Here is a 24,171-nt window from a genome sequence, read left to right as displayed (position 1 = left end):
GCATGCTCGCCTCCCTTCGCCAGAGCTCCCCCGCCGACACCGCCGAGCTCGCGGCCGTCCACGCGCTCCTGCGCTGCCTCATCCGTGAGGTCGCCGCGCCCCGCGAGGAGGTCTGGCCCGCCGAGCCGTACCTCTTCCTCCGCGTCGCCGACCACCTGCTCCGGGTCCGCTCCCACGGCGGGATCGCCCTGCGGTTCGACGGTGCGGCGCAGGAGCTGTGCGGAGGGACCTGGCGGCGGCTCACCGTAGACCGGCTCGCGGAGCTGACCGAGACCGAGATGACCCGGCGGACCGGGACGGCCAACGGGGAGTTCGCCCGGCAGGTGGCCGAAAGCCGGGACGCCGTCGCCGCGCTGCTGCACGCCCGGGAGCGGGCCGTCCCGCCCGAGGATCCGTGGCTCGCCTCCGAGCAGTCGCTCGTCCTCGGCCACCCCTGCCATCCGAGCCCGAAGGCGCCGGGCGGCCCCGGCTGGCTGCGGTACGCGCCGGAGAGCTTCGCCCGGTTCCCGCTGCGTTTCGTGGCGGTACGGCGGGAGCTGGCCGCCTCCGCGGGCGACGCCTCCGCCCTGGACCGGCTCGGACCGGCCGCCCCCGAGGGGTATCTGCCCCTCCCCGTCCACCCCTGGCAGCTGGAGCTCCTCCACGACGAGCTCGCGGAACCGCTGGCGGACGGACGTCTGATCGACCTCGGGTACGGCCACGGCCCCGTCCACCCCACCTCCTCGGTGCGGACCGTCTACGACCCCGGCGGCCGGGTCTGCCTGAAGTTCAGCCTCGACGTGCGGATCACCAACTGCGTCCGGAAGAACTCCTGGTACGAGCTGGCGGGCGCGGTCGAACTCAGCCGCAGACTCGGTCCGGTCTTGGAGTCCGTCGCCCGCGACCACCCCGGCACCCGGTGGCTCGCCGAGCCCGGCTACCGCTCCGCCGACCTCGGGCTCAGACTCCTGGAGGGTCTCGGGGTGATCGTCCGGCAGGATCCGTGGCAGGTCGTCGGCCCGGGGGTGACCCCGCTGCTCGCCGGGTCCGTCGCCGCCCCGGGGGACCGGAGCGCCGCCGCGCTGGCCGCCGCCTGCGGCGACCCGCTCGCCTGGTGGGCGGCCTACCTCGACCGGGTGGCCCCGCCGGTGTTCGACGCGTACCTCGTCCACGGCGTCGTCCTCGAACCCCACCTGCAGAACGTGCTCATCGGGATCGACCCCGAGGGGTTCCCCGTCGAAGCGGTCTTCCGCGACATGGAGGGCACCAAACTGGTCGCCGGCCGCCACGACCTCACCGGGCTCCCGGACGGCGTGGCCGGACCGCTCACCTACGACGCCGACCGGGGCTGGTCGCGGGTCGTCTACTGCCTGATCGTCAACCATCTGGCCGAGATCGCCGCGACCCTCGCGGGGCCGCAGGCGGCGGACGGCGCCGACCTCCACCGCCGGCTGTGGGCGATCGCCCGCGACCGGCTCGCCCGGTACGCCGACCGGCACGACCGGCACGACCGGCTGACCGCGCTGCTCACCGGCGAGCCGCTCCCCGCCAAGGCGAACCTCGTGGTCCGCTGGGCCCGCTCCGCCGACCGCGCCGCCGGGTACGTCCCCGTCGCCAACCCCTTCCACCTCGGCGACCACGACGCCACGGCCCTGCGGAGCGCCCGATGAAGCCGTTCAGCCGGGAACTGCGGTCGATCTCCCGGCTGCTCGCCTCCCCCCACCCGGCCCCGATCAGCCTGCCCGCCTACGTCTACGACCTGTACGGGCTCGCCGGGCACGCCGCCGCGATCCGGGCTGCCCTCCCCGGCGTCGAGCTGTTCTACGCGGCCAAGGCCAACCCCGACCCCGCCCTGCTCCGGGTGCTCGCCGACCATGTGGACGGCTTCGAGGTCGCCTCGGGCGGCGAACTCGCCCATGTGCACGAGGCGGTGCCCGGCGCCCGGCTCGCGTTCGGCGGGCCCGGCAAGACCGACGGCGAACTCGCCCTCGCCCTCCGCCTGGGGGTGGAGCGGATCCACGTGGAGAGCGTGCACGAGCTGCGCCGTCTCGCCGAACTGGCCCGGAACGGCCCCGGCGACCGTCCGGTGAACGTGCTGCTGCGCGCCAACCTGACCGTCCCGATCCCCGGGGCCGTCCTCGCGATGGGCGGCGGTGCGACCCCGTTCGGGATGGACCCGGTGGATCTGGAGGTCTGCGCCGGCCTCCTCCGCGAAGCGCCGGGGCTGCGGCTGCGGGGCATCCACGCCCATCTCGCCAGCGGCTTGGACGCCGACGCCCTGCTGTCGGTGGCGCGATCCGTCCTGGACTGGGCCCGGCCCTGGTGCGCGGCCCACGGCGTGCCCGAGCCGGAGATCAACCTCGGCGGCGGGATGGCGGTCGACTACACCCACGACCACGACGAGCCCGGCCGGCGCTTCGACTGGACGGCGTACGGCCAAGGGCTCGCCGCCTCCCGTCTTCCGGGGGAGACGCTCCGGGTCGAGCCCGGCCGGGCCGTCACCGCGTACTGCGGCTGGTACCTCGCCCGGGTCCTGGACGTCAAACGGGTCCACGGCGAACTCTTCGCGATCGTGTCCGGCGGCACCCACCACCTGCGGACCCCGGCCGCCAAGGGACACAGCCAGCCGTTCGTCGTCTTCCCCGGCGCCGAACCCCACCCGGGCGCCCCGGCCGCCCACGGCTCGACGGTGACCGTGGCCGGGCAGTTGTGCACGCCGAAGGACGTCCTCGCCCGCGACGTCCCCGTGGACCGGCTCGCCGTGGGGGACGTCGTCGCCTTCGCCATGGCGGGCGCCTACGCGTGGAACATCTCCCACCACGACTTCCTCATGCACCCCAAGCCCTCGGTCCACTACATGACAGAGGAGTCATGGTTGTAAGTGCGGCTGGATCTTAGGTGCCCAAGGCGCTACGTCCGCACTTCTCGCGCCGCGTTCTTGGCGGCGCGAGAATGCGCGCGGCGGTTCGCGCCGGACGTTCTCTGTCCGGCGCGAACCGACTGCGGTCTATGTTGAAAAATACTGTTCTTGTAAGCGTGAGTTCTCTTAACGGGGTATCGCACGTCCAAGGTCGTCACCCGGACGGCGCCTACCCGCCCGACCAGGTAGGCACAACGGTCTGGGGCCCAGGACGGTGGTCAGTTGACCTGGGGGACGGACTCCAGGAGGGCGATCAGGCCCTCCTCGTCGAGGAGGTCGACGGGTCGAATCGTCTCCCCGGTGCGGACATAGTGGAAGGCTGCGTGCACCCGGCTGGCCGGCACCCCGGCCAGTCCCGCCCAGGCGAGCCGGTAGGCGGCGAGCTGGACCGCGGCCGACTTCGCCTCCAGCTCCCGGGGACGGCGGCCGGTCTTCCAGTCGACCACGTCGAAGGAGCCGTCCGGCGAGCGGAACACCGCGTCCATCCGCCCGCGCACCACCCGGTCTCCGATCATGGTCTCGAAGGAGACCTCGACGTCGACCGGCTCCCGGTCCGCCCAGACGGAGAGCTCGAAGGCGGATCGCAGATCGTCCAGCGCCACGTCGTCCTCCGACGGGGAGTCGGAGGCGCCCGGCAGGTCCAGGTCGTCGATGAGCCGCTGCTGCCCCCAGCGGGACTCCAGCCAGCGGTGGAAGTCGGTGCCCCGGCGCGCGTACGGCTCGGGCGGGCGCGGCAGCGGACGCCTGATCTGCCGGGCCAGCGCCGCCGAGTCCTTGGCCAGCGCGACCAGCTCGGAGACCGACAGCTGCGCGGGGAGTTCGACCAGGGAACGGCCCCGGCGGCGAATCCGCCGCCGCTCGGCGAGGAGGAGCTCGGTGTCCCGCTCCCAGTCGTCCAGGTGCATGCGATCCACCGGCGTCAGCAGCGACAGCTCGGACTCCGGCGTGGCGTACCCGCTCTCGGTGATCGCCTGCTCCACCATGAGCCCGCCTTCGGCCACCCCGTCCGCGGCGGGCCCGCTCGACGGCCACATCGAGGTGGCCGGCTCGGCGTAGAGCGGGTTGGCCGCGTCCCCCTCGGGGGGGTCGACCCAGCGGGCCACCTCGTCGCAGTGGTCCTTGACCTCCTCCAGGAAGACCGACGGGGAGAGCGGCTTGGAGCCGGTCCCCCACCGGTATCCGGAGGCGATCAGCAGGAAGTGGGCCCGGGTCACCGCCACGTACGCGAGCCGACGCTCCTCCTGAAGGTCCCGCCGCCCGCATTCGGCGTCGAAGGCGGCGAGCAGGTCCTTGTCCAGACCGGGCAGCGCGGGAAGGTCGGCGTGGTCCCCGCGGAGCGGGTACGGCAGCTTGCGGAAGTTCTCGGTCCACCGCGTGTTCGCCATCGGCATGGCCGGGAAGACGCTCCCCTTGGCGATCTTGTCGTTCTTGGTCCGGACCTCGGCGAGGCCGGGCACGAACACCACCGGCCACTCCAGCCCCTTGGACGCGTGCACGGTCATCAGCTTCACCGCGTTGGTCCCGCTCACCTTGCCGGTCTTCAGGCCGAACTCCTCGTCCTCGGCGACCCGCAGGTAGGCGAGGAACGCACCCAGCCCCGGGGCGTCCAGATCCGTGGCGAACTGGGCGGCGGCGTCCTGGAACGCGTCCAGGTCGGCCCGGGCCGCGCCGTGGCCGATCAGCCCGCTCCGCGCCGCCACCTCGATGTCCAGCCCCAGCCGGTGCTCGACCTCGCCGATCAGGTCGGGCAGCGGCTGCCCGGTGTGCCGGCGCAGGGTACGGAGCTCGCGGGCGAGCGCGGCCAGCCGTACCGCGGCGACGGGTGAGAACCGCTCCAGCAGCTCGGGCCGGTCGTTGAGGTCGTCGAGGGCGTCGATCAGGCTGCCCCGCTCCTCGTGGATGTCGACGATCACCTGCTCCAGCGGATCCGCCCCGGGGGCGCGGTCGGGGGAGCGGGAGAGCTCCCGGGCGAGCTGCCCGAGGGTCATGAGATCGGCCGGGCCGATCCGCCACCTCGGACCGCCCAGCAGGCGGACCAGCGCGTCCCCCGCCGTCGGCTCGTAGAGCACCCGGAGCGTCGCCACCACGTCGGCGACCTCGGGCACGGCGAGCAGCCCGCCGAGCCCCACGATCTCCACCGGGATGCCGCGCTCCTCCAGCGCCCGGCGGATCAGCGGGAACTGGGCCCGTTTGCGGGCCAGGATCGCCACCTCGGCCGGCTGTACGGCGAGCGCGGGGTCGCGTCCCTTCTCCACCGCCTCCTTCTGGCGTTTCGTCCGTTCCTCGGCGGAGAGCGGCAGCCCGTCGGGGGCAAACCGGGGATCCCCCTTGATCAGGGCTTCGATCCGCTCGGCGATCCACTCCGCCTCGTCCAGGGCCGTCCGGTGGAGCGCGCAGACCACCCGGCCGCGGGCCGCCCGGTTCTCGCCAGGGCGGAGCACCGGCACCTCGCTCGCCTCGGCCCGGAGTTCGGCCTGCACCCGGGCCGCCGCGGTGAGGACGTGCTCACCGTTGCGGAAACTGATCGAGAGCCGCCGTACGGGCGCCGGGGCGCCGCCGCGTTCGCGGAAGTCGGTGACGAACCGCAACAGGTTGCCCGCCGAGGCGCCCCGCCAGCCGTAGATGGACTGGCAGGGGTCGCCGACCGCGGTCACCGGGTGGCCGTTCCCGAACAGGGCGCGGAGCAAAATGAGCTGGGCGTGGCTGGTGTCCTGGTACTCGTCGAGCAGCACGACGTGGTAGCGCGACCGCTCGATCTGACCGACCTCGGGGTGCCGGGAGGCGATCCGCGCCGCCAGCGCCATCTGGTCGCCAAAGTCGATCACCTCCCGATCGGCCTTCGCCTTGGCGTACGCCTCCACCATGGGCAGCAGCTGCTCCCGGGCCCGCTGGACCGCGCCGGGCTTCTGCTGCGCGAGGGTGGGCTTCTTGGGGAGTTCGCCGAGTCTCGTCGTGAGCCAATGGCCGATGGCCCGTACGTCCCGCGATGTACGGAGATGTTCGGATATGTCGCCTGCAAGTTCCAGGACAGCCGCCGTCACCGCCGGGGGGTTCAGGTCGATCGCGTCCATCTCGCCGTCGTAGGCACGGACCACCCGGTCGGCGATCTGCCAGGAGACCGCCGGGGTCACCAGCTGCATCGTCGGCTCCAGCGCCTCACGGAGCGCGTGATCGGTGACCAGGCGCGCGGCGTAGGCGTGATACGTCGACACCGTCGGCTCCCCGTCCAGGAGGGCGAGGTCGATCTGCCCCTTCTCCCCCAGCGTGGCGAGCCGCTCGTGCACCCGCTGGGCGAGCTCGCCCGCCGCCTTCCGGGTGAAGGTCAGGCCGAGGATCCGCTCCGGCCGTACCATCCCGTTCGCCACCAGGTAGACGACCCGGGCCGCCATGGTCTCGCTCTTCCCCGACCCGGCCCCGGCGATGACGACCATCGGCTTCATCTCGGCCTCGATCACCGCGGTCTGCTCCGCGGTCGGCGGCAGGGCGCCGAGGGCCTCCGCCAGCTCCCGCGCACCCCTCCTCAGCACACCTGTCCCCCCTGCTCGTTCACCGGGCAGCAACCCCGGACCGCGCACGACCGGCAGCCGTCGTTCACCATCGCCGAGAACTCCGGCCCCAGCATGCCCGAGGCGACGGTCTCCACCAGCTCACGTGCCCAAGCCGGCTCCGGATCGTCCCCGAGCGGGCGCTGGCCCTGCTCCACCGCGCCCTCCCGCGACGCCGCCTTGCCCACCTGGACCAGCGCCGCCCCGCCCGGAACGGTCAGCCCCCGCTTACGGAACGCCCCCAGCTCCGTCGCCAGCTGATACACCCCCAGCTGGGGATGGCGGGTGAGCTCGTCCTGGCCGGGCTTGCCCGCGCCGGTCTTGAGGTCGACGATGAACGCGCGGCCCTCCTCGTCCCGCTCCACCCGGTCCACCCGGCCCTTGATCAAGATCTGGGTGTCGTCCGCGCCGGGGAGCTCGGCGGTGAACCCCTTCTCCACATCCACCAGCTGCCGCGGATTCGCGGCCTGCCAGGCGAGGAAACGGCGGATCATCTGTTTGGCCACGTCCCGCTGCTTGCGGTTGAACCAGACCCCGCCGAAGTCCAGCGACTCCCAGATGTCGTCCAGCCGTTTGAACAGCCCCTCCTCGGTCGGCTCCTCCGTCGCGGCGAGTACGGCGATCGCGTGGATCACCGTGCCCAGATGCCGGACCACGTCCCCGCTGCCCGCGCCCACCGCCGTCTCCAGCAGCCATCGCAACCCGCACTTGGTGAAGCCCTCCACCGTGGACGGGGAGATCTGGATGACCCCGTCCGGCCAGGGAAGCGGGCTCTCGTCCGAAAGGGGGGTGAGGGCGTACCAGGTGTCCGGGTGCGCCCCCTGCACCCCCGACCTGGCCAGCCTGGCCAGGTGCGCGGCCGCGGCCCGGCGCATCGGCGCCGACCCCGACGGATCGGCGACCGTCGCGCGCAGATCCGCGACGAGCGAGTTCATGCTCAGCCAGCGGGACAGCCCCTCGGCCTGCTCCGGCTTGGTCCCCGGCGGCAGCAGCTCGGTCAGGAACCTGGACGGGCGGTCGTCGGTGTCCTCCCCGTCCACCGCCGTCACCAGGAGCCTGCTCCGCGCCCGGGTCACCGCCACGTAGAACAGCCTGCGCTCCTCGGCCAGCATCTTGGAGGCGAGCGTCGCCGAACTCACCGCCTCGCTCGGCAGATCGCCGTCACCCGGCGGCATCGTGCTCCGCTCGATCAGCTCGTCCACCCCGAGCAGCGACCCCCGCAGCCGCAGATCCGGCCAGACCCCCTCCTGCACCCCCGCCACGACCACCAGATCCCACTCCAGGCCCTTGGACTTGTGCGCGCTCAGAATCCGCACGGCCTCGCCGTCGGGCGCCTGCTTGGCGAGCGTGTCCCCCGAGATCTCCCGCGACACCAGGTCGTCGAGGAAGACACCCGCACCCGCCTTGGGAAGCCGGTCCACGAACCTGGCCACATGGTCGAAGAGGGCGACGACCGCGTCCAGGTCGCGGTCGGCCTGAGCGCCCCGGGCGCCCCCGGCCAGACTCACCTCGGTCCAGCGCTCGGCCAGCCCGCTCTCCTGCCACAGCGCCCACAGCAGCTCCTCCGCGCCCTTGCCCTGCCGGGCCAGGTCGCGCACCCCGGCGACGAGGTGGGCGATCCTCGCCGCGGGCGCGGCCACGACCTCCTCGATCCGCAGCAGCTCACGGGGGTCGGTCACCGCCGCCACGAGCAGTTCACCCCCCGCCCGGCGCGGAACGTACTCCCCGTCCGCCTCCGCCTCCGCTTCCCGCTCCGCGTTCCGCAGCGCGCGCCGCAGCCGCCGTACCCCGATCGCGTCGGTGCCGCCGAGCGGCCCGGTCAGCAGTTCCTCCGCCGTCGCCTCGTCCAGGGTCTCCGGCCGGACCGCGACCCGCAGGGTGGTGATCAGCGGGCGCACCCCGGGTTCGGCGGAGAGCGGCACCTCGTCGCCCGCCAGGACGACCGGCACCCCCGCGGAGGCCAGCGCCCGGCGCAGCAGCGGGATCTGCCGGGTGGCCGAGCGGACGAGCACCACCATCCGCGACCAGGGGACGCCGTCGAGCAGGTGGGCCCGGCGGAGCGCGTCCGCCACGACCTGCGCCTCCTGGCTCACGCTGTCCGCGACGACGATCCGGACCTCCCCCGGCTCCCCGTCGCCGAAGGGGGCGATGTCCCGATGCCTGCCCGGACCCTGCGGAAGCCGCCGGGCGACCCGCCGGGACGCCTCCAGCAGCGCCGGCCCGCTCCGCCGGCACACCCGGAGGGCGATGACCGCCGCCTCCGCGCCGTCACGCGTCCGGAACCGCTCCGGAAATCTCATGATCCCGTTGACGTCCGCCCCGCGGAAGCCGTAGATCGACTGATCCGGGTCGCCGACCACGATCAGGTCCCGGCCCTCCCCGGCGAGCTGCCGGAGCAGATACTCCTGCGCCGGGTCGGTGTCCTGGTACTCGTCGACCAGCACCACGTCGTACGCCGCGCGTTCCCGCCGCCGGACCTCGCCGTCGCTCAGCAGCCCCGCGGCCTCCCTGATCAGCTCCCCGTAGTCCACCGCGGGCACCAGGTCCAGATCGAACCGCTGGTAGTACCGCTCGGAGAAACGCCCGGCCGCCTCCCAGTCGTCCCGGTCCCAGTCGCGGCCCAGCCGGACCAGCTCGGGCCCGTCGATGCCGCGCTCGGCCGCCCGGAGCAGGAAATCCCGCAGTTCCTCGGCGAAACCCCGGGTGGCGAGGGCGGGGCGGAGCCGCTCCGGCCAGTACCCGCCGCCGTCGGAAAGCTCCCCCTGCAGCAGCCGCCGGACCTCAAGAAGCTGCTCGGGGCCGCTCAGCAGCCGCGGCGGCATCTCGTCGGAGAGTACGGCCTCCCGCCTGAGCAGCGCGTTGGCGTAGCTGTGAAAGGTCAGCGCGAGCGGGGTCCGCGTCGTGCGGCGGAGCCGGGCGCTGATACGCTCCCGGAGCTCACCGGCCGCCTTGCGGCTGAAGGTGAGGACGAGGACCCGGTCCGGATCCACGCCGCGGTTCTCCACCCGGTCCACGATCGTCTCGACGATCGTGGTGGTCTTCCCCGTCCCCGGACCGGCGAGGACGAGCAGCGGACCGCCGGGGTGGTCCACAACCGCACGCTGATACTCATCGAGCACAGGGGGCACAGCTCGTCCCGCGGCACCCCGCCGCACCAACTGATAGCCCTGAGCTCTCACAACACTCGATTTCACCAGATCACACGAGTCGTTCGGGCCAACTTGGGTAATCCCACGCTCCTGCTACCCCTGGAGCGTGTCACAGGACTATACACCCATCACTCGAACACCACATCGAGGATCGCGATCAAAATCACCGACTCCCCGAACCGGCGATCATCCGCCTCAGCCGGGCACGGCGACGATCGGGAAAGCCGCGGAAGCCTTACCGGATTGGGTTGTCCGGCGAGAGCGAACGATCTTACGATGTGAGCCGAATCCGCATCGTAACCGACTGTGACTGACTAGTCTTCCAGCGTGTCTACATACAGATGGAACATGAACGAACACGCGCAAGTCATCGGTGAGTGCGCTCCGATCGGCTACGCAGCCACCCACAGCGCTCCTCCGGCTTGAGCTCGGTCTCATGGTGAAACACGTTGACCTCGGCAGCAGAGCCGACCACGTGCCGACAAGTTGTAAGAGTTGTACGATTTGGAGTATGACTGAGATGATGCCGATCAGCGAGGCCCGCGAACACCTTGCCGAGGTGGTAGGCCGGGCGCGTTACGCCAAGGAAGAGACCGTGCTGACTCACTACGGGCAGCCCGTAGCGGTTGTGATCTCTATAGAGACGTATCAGAAGCTAACGCAGGGCACCGCTGATGTGCCCACATATGATCTGCCTGCGGAGATTCAGGCCCAGATTGACGAGGGGCGTCGCCACCCCGAGCGGCGGAGTCCTCGACCGCGACGTGCCGGGCGCAGGATGACCGCGTAGTGGCCGACATCGAGTTCGACCCGCAGCCTCGTGACGCCTACGCCTTGCTGGAGAAGACCTCAGCGGGAACGCAGCTTCTTGATGCCATCGACGATGCCTTGGACCTGCTCGAAAACGACTCAGGGGATGCACGGGTCAGACGACGCTCCTTCCGCGACGGACTATGGGGGATCCCCGTACGCGACCGCGCCGAGGATTGGCTCATCATCTGGGAACAAGACCCTGGTCAGGTTGATACCGTTGTGATCCGCTACCTGGGCGTGGACCCTTTCGCCTAACCCTCGAGCCCGTCGCCGGATGGACACGCCAATGCCGACCAACTCGGCACCCGGCGGCTAGGTGGACGGGTCCCAGATGTGGTTGACGAGGCGGGTGGCGGCTTGGCCGTCGTCGAAGGGGCAGTATTTCTCGCGGAACGCGATACGGCGGCCGGCGAAGGAGATGGAGAAGGCGTCCGGGGAGTCGAGGCAGTTTCGCAGGGCCGCGAGCAGCTCATCGGAGGTCGAGGTGAGCGGGCCGGGAGCCTCGGCCTCGAAATCAAAATAAAAGCCGCGCTTTCCTGTTCGATACCGCTCGAAATCGTAGGTGAAGAAAACCATCGGCCTGTCGGTGGAGGCGAAGTCGAACATGACCGAGGAATAGTCGGTGACGAGCGCGTCCGCCACCAACAACAAATCCCCAATATCGGGATATGTGGTGACGTCGAGGAGAAGGCCGGTGGGATCGTCCAGGCCCGGCCTGCGCTGCATGAGATGGCCGCGGACGAGCATGACGCAGTCGCCCAGGACACGCCGGGCGTCGGCCACGTCGAACCGCAGGTCCAGGGTCTCCCCCGAGTCCCGCCAGGTCGGCGCGTAGAGGACCACCCGCTTCCCGTCGGGCACGCCGAGCCGCTCCCGGATCCGCGCCTTGAGGCTCCCGTCCCGGTCCCGGAAGAGCAGGTCGTTGCGGGGGTAACCGCACTCCAGGATCGGCCCCTCATAGCCGAACGCCCGCGCCAGGATCGGCGAGGCCCAGGGGGTCTGCGAGACGAGCAGGTCCCAGTTGACCACCTCCGCCCGCTGCCGGTGCCAGAACTCCGGCTTCGGCTCCCCGGACATGGCCGGCATGTCGTTGCCGATGCGCTTGAGCGGGGTCCCGTGCCAGGTCTGCACGCAGAGCTGGTCCTCCCGGATCCGCACCCACTTCGGCAGATAGGTGTTCGCCACGACATAGCGGGAGGTCGCCATCGCGGCGTAGTGTTCCCGGCTCCCTGCCCGTACCACGACCAGCCGGTGCCCCGCGGCCCCGCCGAGTTCGGCGGGACCGGGCGGGGTGAACGCGCCGTCCTTGACGATCCACAGATGCTCCAGGGGGATGTCCCGCCGGACCAGCTCCTCGTAGACCGCCCGCACGCTGTCGCTGTACTGCTGCCCGTTCCAGCAGACGTAGGCGACCGCGTCGCGGAGCGGCCGTTCCCGCCACTCGGGGTAGAACTCCTCCAGCAACGCCCGCCGACCGGCCTTGTCCCGTTCCTCGTCCGGCTTCTCCTCCGCCACCGTCAGCACCGCCGTGTCGGCGCCCTTCACCCGGAGGGTGTGCCGTCGCCCGTCCACCACGACGGGCGCCTCGGTGAGGTCGTCGATCGCCCGATGGTCGTACCGGACGGGCTCGCCGCCGATCTCCAGCTCCCAGGTTCCGCTCGCCAGCGGAACGGGCGTGCCGAACAGCGGGGTGCGCGTGGGGGCGAACCGGACCTCGAACCGGTTCCCCGCCCGCTCCACCGGGAACGCCTGCAAAAGCCCCGAAGGGTGGCGCAGCACGAGCCGCCGGGCACCGGGCGCGGCACAGCTCCCGGACAGCACGAGCTCGCCCGAGGCGCCGTCCCCCCAGTGCGCCCCGCCGAGGGACGCGCGGTAGGGGTGGACGCCCACGACCACCCGGTCCTGGAAGTCCCGGGTCACGCTCAGCTCACGGTCGTCGTCCACCGAGAACCGCCGGTCCGCGGCCTCCGACGGGCCGATCAGGTGGACGGCCACCGCGGCGTGGCCCTTCGGTTCGGCCCAGAGCCGCCACTCGCCGGCCCGTTCGGGGACGGGGAACGACGCGGTGAACGCCGTACCCCCCTCGGCGCTGGTGAACTCGGCGGGGAGGAGCAGCGCCGAGTCGCCCGAGCCCAGGCGGAGCCGGCCGGTCGGCGCCGCCGGCCCCGGCAGCAGCCCGGAGAGGTGGAGCAGGCCGTCCTTGACGTCCGACCGCTCCAGCACCGCCCCCGTCATCCGGGAGACGATCCGCAGCTTCCCTCCCGACCAGACCGGACGGATCCACTGCCCGGGGGCCGCCTCCCGCCCTTTCGGCCGCTGGACCCGGCCCGCCGCGGGGCCGCCGAGGAGGGCCGACCCGGTGGCGCCCCGGCTCCAGATCCGGATCTCGGCCCGCCAGGTGACGTCGGGCGATCCCCTCCGGCGGGCGCGAAGGAGGCCCAGCGCGCGATGCAGCGCCCGGTGGAGGGCGGCCCGCCAGGTCAGCGCGGACGGGTCGAGTTCGGCGACGAACCCGGACCAGTCGTAGTTGCAGCCCTGGTGTCCCGCCGCGCGGGTGGCCTCGGGACGGTGGGTACGGCGGGCGCGCAGCCGTACCGCGGGGGTCCCGCGCGGACCGCGGAGCACCACGGTGGCCCGCTGGAATCGGGCGGTCCTGATCGACATCCGCGGCAGGTAGGCCCAACCGGCGATGCGCAGGCGCCCGTCCCGCCAGTCGATCTCGTCCACCCGGGTCGCCGGGGTGAGCTCGGCGGGTGACAGCCGGTACACGTGATCGGGCAGCTCCCCCAGGTAGGGCAGCCGGGCGTACCAGCGCATCCGCTTGCGTACCCGGGCCGCCGGGCCGGTGAACCCGGCCAGTCCGGCGAGTCGCTCGGCCATGTCCTGCTCGATGAGGTGGTACTTGAGGCGGGCCAGGGTGGGAAGCTCCCGTTTCACGGGGGCCGAGACGGTCAGCAGATAGGGCCGCAGGAGCACGATCAGCTCCCGGCAGCGCTCCACGCCGCCCTCGACGGCGTGCTCGACGTGGCGGGGGAGGATCTCGCCGAGCACACCGAGGTCGAAGCTTCGCCGATCGCGGGGGCGGCCGGCCCGCTCGGCCGCGGCCGTGACGGCCGCGGCGACCCCCGCGACGGATTCCTCCCGATCGCAGATGGCTTGCAGCTCGCGCAGGGCATCGCTCGGCATAGGTTCACGGCCTTCCATGGCGGGGTTCAGGAAATCGTAGTGCCGATCTCCACGCCGTCCCACCGGGCCCGGGGCAGGTCCGCGCGCTCCCCACGCATCGGCGTCCCCTCCGTCGTCCATTGCGCGCGGCACTTTCGCTCGTGTCCGCGCACCGGGGACCCGTCGGACCTGATCACCCGCCACCAGGGGACTCCGCCGCCCCACAGGGCCATGACCCGGCCGACCTGGCGGGGCCCGCCCTCCCCCAGGTGCTCGGCGATGTCGCCGTACGTCATGACCCGGCCCGGCGGGATGCGCTCGACGAGGTCCAGGACGCGTTCGGCGTACGGGCCGGGTCCGGCCACGGCGTGGGTCATCGGGGGTCTCCGTTCGCGGCGGGCCCGCCCGTGGTCCGGCGCCGGGTGAGCAGGAGGAGTCCCCCGATCACCCCGGCCAGGCCGGCCAGCGCCCCACCGCTGTAGATCGTCATCTTGAGGGGGTCCGCCCCGGGCCGGGCGGGGGGCCCGGGCGGCGGGGCCGCACCGAAGTGCCGGTCCTGGGCGACCGGGACCGTCTTCTTGTAGCCCGCGAGAGTGGCGGCCTTGGCCAGGGCGGCCCCCGCGTCGACGATGCCGAAGCCGACTTCGTCGTCGTAGCCCCGCTCGGGTTTCGCCCGGGTGGTGCTGGTGATCGCCATCGCCACCAACTCCGGCGCCATATCCGGATATTTCGCCTTTATGAGGGCAGCGATTCCCGCCACCAGCGCCGAAGCGGCACTACTCCCCCGCACCGCGGCGTACCGCCCGTCGGGCAGCGCCACCGGGACGTCCACCCCGGGCGCGGCCACCGCCACCGAGAGGTTGTCGTTGCTGAACGCGGCCGCCCGATCGTCCCGGTCGACGGCGCCGACGCCGATGACGCCCGAGTAGCCCGCGGGGAACCGCCAGAACGAGGACGAGCTCCGCCGCGCGTCGCCCGTGTCCCCGTCGTTCCCGACCGCCGCCACGATCACGATCCCCCGGGCGAGGGCGTCGCGGATCTCCCTCCGCTCGGCCTGCTGCGGGCCGTACGCGCCCACCGAGAGGTTGATCACCTTGACCCCGTTGTTCGCCGCGTACCTGATCGCCCGGGCGAGGGGGTTGTTGCGCGCGCTCCGCGAGGTGTCCCGGAGCCGGCCTTCGTGGTCGTCGTCCATCATCCGGATGGAGAGGATCCTGGCCTCGGGGGCCACGCCGAGCAGGCCGCGCTCGCCGCCCTTGCCGGCGCCGGCGATGAGGGAGGCCATGGCCGTACCGTGCAGTCCCGGCCCGGCCGTCCGCTCCTCGCGGGGAATCAGCTCGGGGCCGGCCTCGACCCGGCCAGCGAGCTCCGCCAGCTGCGGATTGACCCCGGAATCGATCACCGCCACGGTGGCCCCGGCGCCCCTGGTCACCCGCCACGCCTCCGCCACGTTGATCGAGTGCAGCACCCACTGCTGGGCGTCCCGCACCTCGTCGGCGTGGGCCGCTCCGGCGAGGAGCGTCGGAAGGCAGGCCGCGAGCGAGGCGAGCGCCAGCCGTACCGGCCTGTTCAACACACGTTCCCCTGGGTACACCGCGGCACCTCCGGTGGCTCGCTCAGCTGTCGTGCGATCCGTCCGGCGACGGTCTGCGCCGTCGGCCAGAGTTCGCTGTGCAGGAGCTCCTCCGGGGGGACGGCCTCCCGCCTGCGCCCGTCGGCGTATCCGGCGGTGGAGAAGACGACGTACGGGCCAGCGCTCACCCATCCGGTCCGCTGCCGCTGCGCGGGGCCGAACCCGGACGCCACGGTGCCGGGGAACGCCACCGGCAGGACGCCGCTGCGGCCGTCGACCGGAAGTTCGCGCACCAGCCGTGCCCGGGCCTGCTCGTCCTGGAGCACGGCGATGCCCACCGTGATCACAAACGACGAGGACTGATCGACGTAGGTGGCGCGGAGCATCGCCGTGCAGCCGTGCCGATCGAGGACGGCGCCGACCCGCGCGTCGACCGCGGTCCCGCACGGAACCGCGTCGGCGATGCCGATCCGGCGCGCGTACTGCTGGACCTCTTCCAGCCCCGCGTACTCGACCCCGTCGGGGAAGACCATCGCGGCGGGCCAGGAGCGCCAGCGCAACGCGACGTCCTCCCGGATATAGCGCTCCCGCTCCTGCGGGGTGAGCGGCCTGGCCCGGGTCTGCTCGATCAACCCGAATCCGCCGGTGAGCAGGGTGATCGAGCCGACGGCGAGCATCAATCCGCTCAACGCCAGCAGGATCCGGCGGCGGCGGACCCCGCGTTCCCGCTCCTGCTCCTCGTGGAGGGCCGCGGATCCCGTCCAGGCGAACGGGCGGCGTGGGGGCGCCGCCCGGGGAACGGCCCGCCGGAACGTCCCGTGCGATCTGTACTGGGCGGCGCGCCCGGACCACGCCACGGCCGAATCGGACGTCCGGGCCGGGGCCTGGGTCCGATCGGCGTCGGGAGGAATGCGTGCCCCAGGCGCCGGTCCCGGCGGGAGAAACTCCGGCCGGGTAGAAGGCTCCTCAGGCGACATACCCCCGATGCTACGTATTCCCGGAACGGATCAGGAAGGCACCCTTCTCCGACGGATCAGGAGAATCGTGGCTACCCCTGAAAGTACGGCTCCAAGGCCCACCAAACCCCCGAATAGCACCAGCCTCCCAGTGCTGCGCTGGACGGCATTGATCTTGTGGACGGGCGCGTCCCCAACGAATCGGGCATTGGGGTCAACCACCGCACCACCCGGTGTCGCCGATCCTGGATAACCCGCCATATCTGCCGCTTTCTGCAAAGCACCAACGGGATTTACAATTCCAAAACCGACATTAAAGTCATATCCCCCTTTAGGGGTACGACGGGTACTCGTCGCCAGCGCCTGGGCAACCAGCGCCGCAGACATATCAGGGTATTTCGCCTTCACCAGCAACGCCGCCGCCGCGACCTGTGCCGCCGAAACCCGGCTCCCCCACACCAGCCAGTCCTTGTCACCGGGGGCGACGACGCTATGCCTGCTGTCCGGGGCCGCGATGAAGACCCCGCTGTTTCGCGCGGAGAGGTCGTCCTTGGGGGGACGACCGTCGGCGCCGATCGCGGCCGCCCCGATCACCCCGGGCGTGGCGGAAGGGTAGACCAACTGCTCGGTGGGGCGCGACTCCGACCGGCCCATGTTGGTGACGATCACCGTCTTCTTGGACACGGCGTAGGCGATCGCATCGTTGAGCCGGGCGTCGGTGTCGATCCACGACCAGTTCGCCAGGATGACCCCGGCCCCCTGGTCCACGGCGTATCGGATCGCCCGCGCGTAGACCGGCCCCAGCTTCTGCCCGTTGAACCAGGCGTCCCAATCCTTCTGCCCACCCGCGAAGTCGCGCGCCTCGGCCTCCACCCGAACCGAGAGCACCTTCGCATCCGGGGCGAGCCCCCGAAGGCCGAGCGGGGGCGCCGCCTTGTCGCCGCCGAGAATGAGCGTCGCGAAGAGCGTGTCGTAGAAGTACTTCGGCGAGCCGACGCCGGCGAAGTCCTCGCCGCGTTCCACCTTCCCGCGCAGCACCCGGACGCCGGTGTCCACCCCGCCGCCCAAGATGGCGAGCGTCGCCCCGTCACCCCTGGTGATCTCGTGGGCGGCCTTGAAGTCCAGCCCGAGCCGCTCGTTGATCGATTCGGCGTGTACGGGCTGCGCCCCAAGCGCCAGGGCGAGCGTCGCACCCGTACCCGCCAGCAGTACACGCCGCACCGCGTTCACCACCACACCGTCCCCACAGTCCTTCGATCCGCCGACAGTCGTCAGCGGTGGCGTCCGGACGCCGGGCCGATCAGGAGGAGCGCCTCCTGGTGGCCAAGAGCCCCACTCCGACTCCGAGCAGAACGACCCCCACGCCCGCGAGCCCGCCCGACACGACGAGGGTAGTCGTTTCGTGCTGGATCGCGTTGATTTTCTGGCTCCCGGGGCCGCCCCCGAAATAGCCCGCGGTGTCGATCACCGCACCGCCGGGGGTCGCGGCCTGCGCGTGCGCCGCGAACTCCCCGGCCTTCCGCAGCGCGCCCTCGGGGTTCACCACCCCGAAGCCGACGTCGACGTTGTAACCGCCCTTGGGACGGCGCCTGGTCGAGCCGGCGATCGCCTGGGCGACCACGGACGGGCTGAGGTCGGGGTACTTCGATTTGACCAGGGCGACGGCGGCCGTCACCTGAGAGATCGCGGCATCCGCCCCCCGAACGGACCACGTGCCACCCTGCCCGATGGCATCCTGGTCTGTGGCGGTGCCGGCGACGAGGACCCCGCTGTGCCGCCCGGTCGAGCCCTTGACCGGCTTACCTGAGGCGTCGACCGCCGCGACCCCGATCACGCCGGGCAGACCCGCGGGGTAGACGACGTCCCCGGCCTTCGCATCGGAGACGGGCTCGGTGCCGACCACGACCACGGCGCCCTTGCTCACCGCGTAGGCGACCGCCTCGTTCAGATCCGTACTGGTGAGAATCCAGCGCCACGTGACGAGGATGACGTCCGCGCCCTGGTCGACCGCGTAGCGGATTCCCTGATGGAAGTCGTCGGCGCTCTTTCCGTCGTTCCACCAGCGGTTCCAGCCGGTGCTCCCGTCGGTGAAGTCCTGCTCCTCCGGCTCGACCCGCACCGAGATGAAGTCAACCTCGGGGGCGAGGCCCCGTACGTTGAGCGGCGGCGTCGCCTTGGTTCCGCCGATGATGAAGGAGGCGAGTACCGTGTCGATCAACCGCTTGCCCGCACCCCCGTGCTTCGCCAGGTCGGTGCTCGCCTTCAGCCTGGACCGAAGGTCGTTGACCGCGCCGTCGATGCCGCTTCCGACGATCGCGATCGTGGCCCCCTCGCCGCGGGTGATCTCGTGGGCGGCCCCGAAGTCCAGCCCGAGCCGCTCGTTGATCGACTCGGCGTGTACGGGCTGCGCCCCGAGCACCAGGGCGAGCGTCGCACCCGTACCCGCCAGCAGTACACGCCGCACCGCGTTCACCACCACACCGTCCCCACCCTCAGTCCGATTCGCCGGCAGGTCGCCGACGGTGAAGCCCGACGCCGAGCCGGTCAGGAGGAACGTCTCCTGGTGGCCAGGAGCCCCGCTCCGACTCCGAGCAGAACGACCCCCACGCCCGCGAGCCCGCCCCACAGGACAAGGGTGGTCGTTTCGTGCTGGATCGCGTTGATTTTCTGGCTCCCGGGGCCGCCCCCGAAATAGCCCGCGGTGTCGATCACCGCACCGCCGGGGGTCGCGGCCTGCGCGTGCGCGGCGAACTCCCCGGCCTTCCGCAGCGCGCCCTCGGGGTTCACCACCCCGAAGCCGACGTCGACGTTGTAACCGCCCTTGGGACGGCGCCTGGTCGAGCCGGCGATCGCCTGGGCGACCACGGACGGACCGAGGTCGGGGTACCTGGACTTGACCAGGGCGACGGCCGCCGCCACCTGGGCGGCCGCGACGCTGGCACCCCGTACGGTCCACTCCTCACCCTTCGGCCCGACGACCGTCTGGTCCGCGGTGGTGCCGGCCACCAGGACCCCGCTGTTGCGCGAGGTCGAGCCCTTGACCGGCTTTCCCGAGGCGTCGATCGCCGCGACCCCGATCACCCCGGGCAGGCCCGCGGGATAAATAACCTCCCGGTCCTTCGCGTCGGAGACGGGAACGGTGTTCACCACGACCACGGCGCCCTTGCTCACCGCGTAGGCGACCGCCTCGTTCAGATCCGTACTGGTGCGAATCCAGCGCCACGTGACGAGGATGACGTCCGCGCCCTGGTCGACCGCGTAGCGGATTCCCTGATGGAAGTCGTCGGCGCTCTTTCCGTCGTTCCACCAGCGGTTCCAGCCGGTGCTCCCGTCCGTGAAGTCCTGGTCCTCCGGCTCGACCCGCACCGAGATGAAGCTCACGTCGGGGGCGAGGCCCCGGACGTTGAGCGCCGGCGTCGCCTTGGTTCCGCCGATAATGAAGGAGGCGAGCAGCGTGTCCAGCACCCGCTTGCCCGCGCCGCCGTAGTCGGCCAGGTCGGTGCTCGCCTTCAGCCTGGACTGAAGGCGGTTGACCGCGCCGTCGAGGCCGCTCCCGACGATCGCGATCGTGGTCCCCTTGCCGGTGGAGATGTCCTGAGCGGCCTTGAAGTCCAGCCCGAGCTGCTCGTTGATCGATTCGGCGTGGACGGGCTGGACCAGGGCCAGGACGGCGAGCGACGACGCGGCGAACACGGTCAGCGACCGGCGCAACGCGGTCAGCACTGTACGACCTCCTTGACCGAACAGGCCGGCACCACCTCGGTCAGGCCCTTCTGCACCTGCGCCACGACGTCCTTCACGAAGCCGAACAGCCCCGGCCGGTCGGAGTCGATCTTCGGGCGCCCGTCGGTGTAGCCGGCCGCGGCGAAGACGAGGTACCGGCCGTGCACCTCCAGGGTGAGCGACTGCCGCTGCGCGTCCCCGAACAGGGCCGTGGCGGTCTGCTCGAAGCCGACCGCCTTGACCCCGCCGGGTACGGCCGCCTGGTTGATCTCGTCACGTGCCTTCTTCGCCGCGTTCTCGTCGGGCATCACCGCGACCCCCAGCGTCGTCGCCACGACGCCCGAGCCGTCCACGTAGGTCGACCGCAGCACCGCCATGCAGCCCTGCTGGGTCAGCGGGCCGGCGACGGACTGGTCCACCGACTCCGCGCAGTCGGTCTGCGCGGAGATGCCGATCCGCCGGGCCTTCTGGTTGGTCCGGTAGCCCGACGGCAGGTACTCGACGCTCTCCGGGAAGATCTCCCCGGCCTTCCTGGTCTTCCAGCGGCCCGCGAGTTCCTGAGCCCCCGCGGCCTGCTGCTCCTCGGGTGTCGGCCCGCGGGACAGCTCACTGCCCAGGTTGACCGCCCCGACCCCCAGCGCGGCCAGGCCCAGCACCGCGGCGACCAGCGCCGCGACGACGCGCCCGCCACTTGAACGCCGGCCCGAGGGGGCGGACGGATGGGTGGGCCCACCGGGCCCGGGGAAACCGGGTGGCTGCGACGGGAAGGTGTGCGGCTGCTGTACGGGCGTCTGGTGCCCTTGCCCGACGTGGTGCATCGGAGCGTTCTGGTACGCCCCTTGCCGGGGTGGCTGGTGTGGTATCCCCTGCTGGGGTGGCTGGTGCGGCACCCGCTGGTGCGGCGGGTAAGGCGGCGGCGTGGCCACCTGGGGCGCCGGCTGCCAGAGGGCGTGGCCGGGCGGCGTGGCCGACTGCGCGGGCGGCGGAGGCGGCGGCTGCCAGATCGCCTGACCGGGCGGCGGCGTATGCGACGCGGGCGGCGGAGGCGGTGTCGGGCGTCCGGCCACGATCCGGGTGGTGGGCTCTCCGGGGGTGTACGTGGAGCCCATCATCCGCTGGAGCAGTTCCTGGGCGGTCGGCCGCCGCCGCGGGTCCTTGACCAGGGCGTGGGCGACCAGATCCCGCATGGCCGGATCCAGTCCGTCCAGATTGGGCTCGGCGTTGAGCAGCTGATGGATCGCCGCGGGCAGGCTGTCGCCGCCGAACGGGGTGCGCCCGGTCCCGGCGAAGGTGACCACGCACCCCCAGGCGAAGACGTCGCACGCCTGGGTGACCGGCTCGCCGGCGATCACCTCGGGGGCCATGTAGTGCGGTGTCCCGATCAGCTGACCGGTCCGGGTTCCGCCGCCGGCGGCCCCGATCGTCCGGGCGATGCCGAAGTCGATGACCCTCGGGCCGACCGGCGCGAGGAGAACGTTGGAGGGCTTCAGGTCGCGGTGGACGATCCCCGCCCCGTGGATCGCCGTCAGGGCGGTGGCGACGCCGACCGCGAGGGCGTCGAGGCTGGAGCCGCGGAGCGGACCCTGCTCGCGTACCGACTCCTCCAGGCTGGGCCCGGCGACGTACTCGGTGACGACGTAGAGCTGCTCGCCGTTGAGCGCCGCCTCCAGGACCGCGGCGGTGCAGAACCGGCGGACCTTCTGGGCGGCCTCGGCCTCGTGCCGGAACCGGAGCCGGAAGCTCTCCTCCTGGGCGAGATCCGGGTTGATGACCTTGATGGCCACCCGCTGGCCCGAGGTGTCCTCCCCGAGGTAGACCGTCCCCATTCCCCCTCGGCCGAGACGACCGAGCACCTGGTATCGACCGATGGCACGGGGCTCGCCGGGGTTGAGGGACTGCATGCCCGGTACGGCTGCCGCGCCCGGTAGCGATGCTGAAGGCTCTATCCGCCCCGTCTCCTCAGACCCACGGGAGGCGGAATCTTCCGGCCACCCGGTAGGTTCACTCATACCGCCGACCTTAACCCGGATTTATCACGATTCAACGCCGAAATAGGGCGTCTCAAGTGGTCCGCAAGCGTTTCGCAAGCGAAACGATCATGAAGTTCTCCGCGTCCGCCGAACGAAGACGACAATTGTCCCCACGCTACCAATCGCACCCAGGGCAGCAGCCGCCGCGATCCCACCGTACAAGGCGATGAGCCCGTGTTCCCGCTCGACCACCGGGACCGGCCCCATCGGGGGGCCGAACGGCTGAGCCGGGTCGTGGCCGCTGGCGCTGAGCCCGAACCGAGAGATCTTCTTCGCCTCCGCGAGAGCGGCGTAAGCGCTGACGACCCCGAAACCAACTCCAGGATCGTAGCCCGATATAGGTCGTTTTTGCGCACCGGCCGTGATTGCCTGGGCAACCAGGGCGGGTGCCATATCCGGATACTTCGCTTTTATTAGTGCGGCAACTCCGGAGACGAAGGCAGTCGCCTGCGAGGTGCCCTTCCCAACCCAGTAGTCGTTGCCGGGGCCTGCGCCCAGCACGTCCACCCCCGGCGCCGCGACCAGCACCGAGCTGTTCCGATTCGAGAACGAGGCGGGGACATAGGCCTGGTCGACGGCCGCCACGGAGATCACGCCGGGGAAGGACGCGGGGTAGGAGTACGGGGTGAGGCGGAGTTTGCCGGTCTGGCGCCGACCGTCGTTCCCGGCGGCGGCGACCACCACCACCCCCTTGGCGATCGCGTACTGGATGGCCTTCCGCTCGGCCGCCTTGGGGTACTGCTTGGAGATCGACATGTTGATGACGTCGGCACCCTGGTTCACGGCGTAGCGGATCCCGTCCGCGACGGTGTTCTCGTAGTGCCGGCTGTTGTTGAAGGTCGCGAATCCCGGCTCGTTCCGCTCCAGGATGACCCGTACAGAAAGAATCTTCGCGTGCGGGGCGACGCCCACCAGGCCGTCCCGGCGGCCCGGGCCGTGTCCGCGTCCGGCGATCAAGGAGGCCATGTACGTCCCGTGCAGCCGACTCGCCCGGACGCCCGGAGGGTTGGCCCCGGCGGTGAAGTCCCTTCCCGTGATCACCGCGTTCGCAAGATCCTGATGCTGGGCGTCGACCCCCGAGTCGAGCACCGCGACGACGACGCCCTTTCCCTTCGTCACCTCCCACGCCTCGTACACATCGAGCGCGCGGAGCAAGGTGATCTGACTGGCGCGCACCTCGTCGGCGTGGGCGGGGGTCGGAACGGCGAACACGAGCAGGAACACGGCCAGCAGCGCGACGGAGGCACGACGGGATCGCGAACGGAGTCGCCCTAACACGTCCACTCCTTCGTGCCGCAGTCGGGGACGCCCCGGTGGGTCAGCACCCGCAGGACCTGCTGGGCCATCTCCGGGGCGAGCTGGTAGTGGGTGGGCCGCCGCTCGGGCACCCTCGCCGGGCGGCCGTCCACGGGACCGACCGTCGAGGCGACGACGTAGGGCCCGAGCTGCCAGACCGAGGCGGCCTGCCGGGATTCGGGCTTGAACCGGGCGGTCACCGTCCCGGGAAAGGCCAGCGGACGCAGCCCCGGGATCGGGCCGCCCGGGAAGAGCGCGCTGGCGGCCACGGCGGACTCGTCGTCGGGGAAGGCCGCGACGCCGATGGTGACGACCAGCCCTTGCAGCGCGTCCAGGTAGGTGGCCCGGAGAATACCCAAGCAGCCGCGTTCCCGCAGATCGCTCAGCAAGCTGGGGTCGACCGCCTTCGAGCACTCCTGGTCCGGGGAGATGCCGACCCGGCGCGCCTTCTCCCGCACCCCCTGGTGGACGCCGTAGTCGAGCGTCTCAGGGAAGATCTTTCCGGCCGGCCAGGTCTGCCACCGGCGTCCGATCTCCTTGTCGGCCGCTCGGAGCACCTCGGTGGGGGTCGGCTTTCGCTGCACTTCGGCGAAGACCCGCACCCCCGCGACCACGGCGGACACGGCGCAGACCACGGCGACCAGGGCGGCGGCGAGAAACCACGGCCAGCGGCCGCCGCGCCGTACCGACTGCCGGCCGAGGGCATCGGGCAGGTCCTCGTCGCGGAAGAGCATCGCGTACGGCTCGACGCCGTGCCCCGGGCTGCCCTTCCTGGTCCAAAAGTGCGGGGGCGACACCGTCGAGGGGCCTTGGTGAACCGGTAGGTCGTCGGTGAGCGGTGCCACGCCTTCGGGAAGAGCCGATCCAGGTGACGCGGTCGGCCAGATTCGACCGTGCTGACCAGGGGGCTCATTCACGCCACTGACCTTAATACCGATATGGGGAGTTGCTGTGCTGTTCAGCCTACCTGGAGGCCATAAAGTAATTGAATAGCCGAAGGTCTAATAAGAAAGGTACGGCCG

General features: G+C 71.6%; 16 protein-coding genes. 4 read left to right on the top strand and 12 right to left on the bottom strand.

All coding sequences use genetic code 11. The features are described from left to right. Positions 1 to 2 precede the first annotated feature (2 nt). Together RUR_RS14940 and RUR_RS14935 are read left to right on the top strand one after the other, a co-directional pair. Positions 3 to 1,649, top strand: a complete 1,647-nt coding sequence (locus RUR_RS14940; RefSeq protein WP_283135623.1) for an IucA/IucC family protein — start codon at positions 3 to 5, stop codon at positions 1,647 to 1,649. After that, on the top strand, positions 1,646 to 2,860 hold the full coding sequence (locus RUR_RS14935; RefSeq protein ID WP_283135622.1) for a type III PLP-dependent enzyme: 1,215 nt from the start codon (positions 1,646 to 1,648) through the stop codon (positions 2,858 to 2,860). Before RUR_RS14940 ends, RUR_RS14935 begins: the two co-directional genes overlap by 4 nt. A 257-nt stretch (positions 2,861 to 3,117) precedes the next feature. On the opposite strand, the gene RUR_RS14930 is transcribed toward RUR_RS14935, so the two are convergent. Continuing rightward, positions 3,118 to 6,426 carry an ATP-dependent helicase gene (locus RUR_RS14930; RefSeq protein WP_283135621.1) on the bottom strand — a complete coding sequence of 1,103 codons (3,309 nt, stop codon included), beginning with the start codon at positions 6,424 to 6,426 and terminating at the stop codon, positions 3,118 to 3,120. Then, positions 6,420 to 9,623 carry an ATP-dependent helicase gene (locus RUR_RS14925; RefSeq protein ID WP_428846997.1) on the bottom strand — a complete coding sequence of 1,068 codons (3,204 nt, stop codon included), beginning with the start codon at positions 9,621 to 9,623 and terminating at the stop codon, positions 6,420 to 6,422. The genes RUR_RS14930 and RUR_RS14925 overlap by 7 nt, the downstream gene beginning before the upstream one ends. 481 nt (positions 9,624 to 10,104) lie before the next feature. Between RUR_RS14925 and RUR_RS14920 the strand changes: the two genes are divergently transcribed. Together RUR_RS14920 and RUR_RS14915 are read left to right on the top strand one after the other, a co-directional pair. Beyond that, positions 10,105 to 10,383, top strand: a complete 279-nt coding sequence (locus tag RUR_RS14920; protein WP_283135620.1) for a type II toxin-antitoxin system Phd/YefM family antitoxin — start codon at positions 10,105 to 10,107, stop codon at positions 10,381 to 10,383. Beyond that, positions 10,383 to 10,661, top strand: coding sequence for a hypothetical protein (locus RUR_RS14915; protein WP_283135619.1), 279 nt, complete (start codon positions 10,383 to 10,385; stop codon positions 10,659 to 10,661). The genes RUR_RS14920 and RUR_RS14915 overlap by 1 nt, the downstream gene beginning before the upstream one ends. Positions 10,662 to 10,718: 57 nt before the next feature. On the opposite strand, the gene RUR_RS14910 is transcribed toward RUR_RS14915, so the two are convergent. From RUR_RS14910 to RUR_RS14865, 10 genes are all read right to left on the bottom strand, one after another. Beyond that, the gene (locus RUR_RS14910) at positions 10,719 to 13,592 is read right to left on the bottom strand and encodes a CDP-glycerol glycerophosphotransferase family protein (RefSeq protein ID WP_283135618.1); all 2,874 of its coding nucleotides are present in this window, start codon (positions 13,590 to 13,592) and stop codon (positions 10,719 to 10,721) included. Between the two features lie 26 nt (positions 13,593 to 13,618). Then, the gene (locus tag RUR_RS14905; protein ID WP_283135617.1) at positions 13,619 to 13,948 is read right to left on the bottom strand and encodes an MGMT family protein; all 330 of its coding nucleotides are present in this window, start codon (positions 13,946 to 13,948) and stop codon (positions 13,619 to 13,621) included. Then, on the bottom strand, positions 13,945 to 15,147 hold the full coding sequence (locus RUR_RS14900) for a S8 family serine peptidase (RefSeq protein WP_283135616.1): 1,203 nt from the start codon (positions 15,145 to 15,147) through the stop codon (positions 13,945 to 13,947). Before RUR_RS14900 ends, RUR_RS14905 begins: the two co-directional genes overlap by 4 nt. Beyond that, a complete protein-coding gene (locus tag RUR_RS14895; protein ID WP_283135615.1) occupies positions 15,141 to 16,001 on the bottom strand; it encodes a hypothetical protein in 861 nt (286 codons plus the stop codon). Before RUR_RS14895 ends, RUR_RS14900 begins: the two co-directional genes overlap by 7 nt. Before the next feature lie 150 nt (positions 16,002 to 16,151). Beyond that, entirely contained in the window at positions 16,152 to 17,330 is a 1,179-nt protein-coding gene (locus tag RUR_RS14890; protein WP_283135614.1) for a S8 family serine peptidase, read from the bottom strand. A gap of 70 nt (positions 17,331 to 17,400) precedes the next feature. Further along, positions 17,401 to 18,564 carry a S8 family peptidase gene (locus RUR_RS14885; protein ID WP_283135613.1) on the bottom strand — a complete coding sequence of 388 codons (1,164 nt, stop codon included), beginning with the start codon at positions 18,562 to 18,564 and terminating at the stop codon, positions 17,401 to 17,403. An 80-nt stretch (positions 18,565 to 18,644) separates the two neighbouring features. After that, on the bottom strand, positions 18,645 to 19,823 hold the full coding sequence (locus RUR_RS14880) for a S8 family serine peptidase (protein ID WP_283135612.1): 1,179 nt from the start codon (positions 19,821 to 19,823) through the stop codon (positions 18,645 to 18,647). After that, the gene (locus RUR_RS14875) at positions 19,817 to 21,724 is read right to left on the bottom strand and encodes a serine/threonine-protein kinase (protein ID WP_283135611.1); all 1,908 of its coding nucleotides are present in this window, start codon (positions 21,722 to 21,724) and stop codon (positions 19,817 to 19,819) included. The genes RUR_RS14880 and RUR_RS14875 overlap by 7 nt, the downstream gene beginning before the upstream one ends. Positions 21,725 to 21,919: 195 nt before the next feature. Continuing rightward, a complete protein-coding gene (locus RUR_RS14870) occupies positions 21,920 to 23,131 on the bottom strand; it encodes a S8 family serine peptidase (RefSeq protein WP_283135610.1) in 1,212 nt (403 codons plus the stop codon). After that, entirely contained in the window at positions 23,125 to 24,066 is a 942-nt protein-coding gene (locus RUR_RS14865) for a hypothetical protein (protein ID WP_283135609.1), read from the bottom strand. The genes RUR_RS14870 and RUR_RS14865 overlap by 7 nt, the downstream gene beginning before the upstream one ends. Positions 24,067 to 24,171 lie beyond the last annotated feature (105 nt).

The sequence above is a fragment of the Rhizohabitans arisaemae genome (assembly GCF_025996515.1).
In the GTDB taxonomy this organism is placed as follows: Bacteria; Actinomycetota; Actinomycetes; order Streptosporangiales; family Streptosporangiaceae; genus Rhizohabitans; species Rhizohabitans arisaemae.
This window is presented reverse-complemented; position numbering and strand designations above follow the sequence as displayed.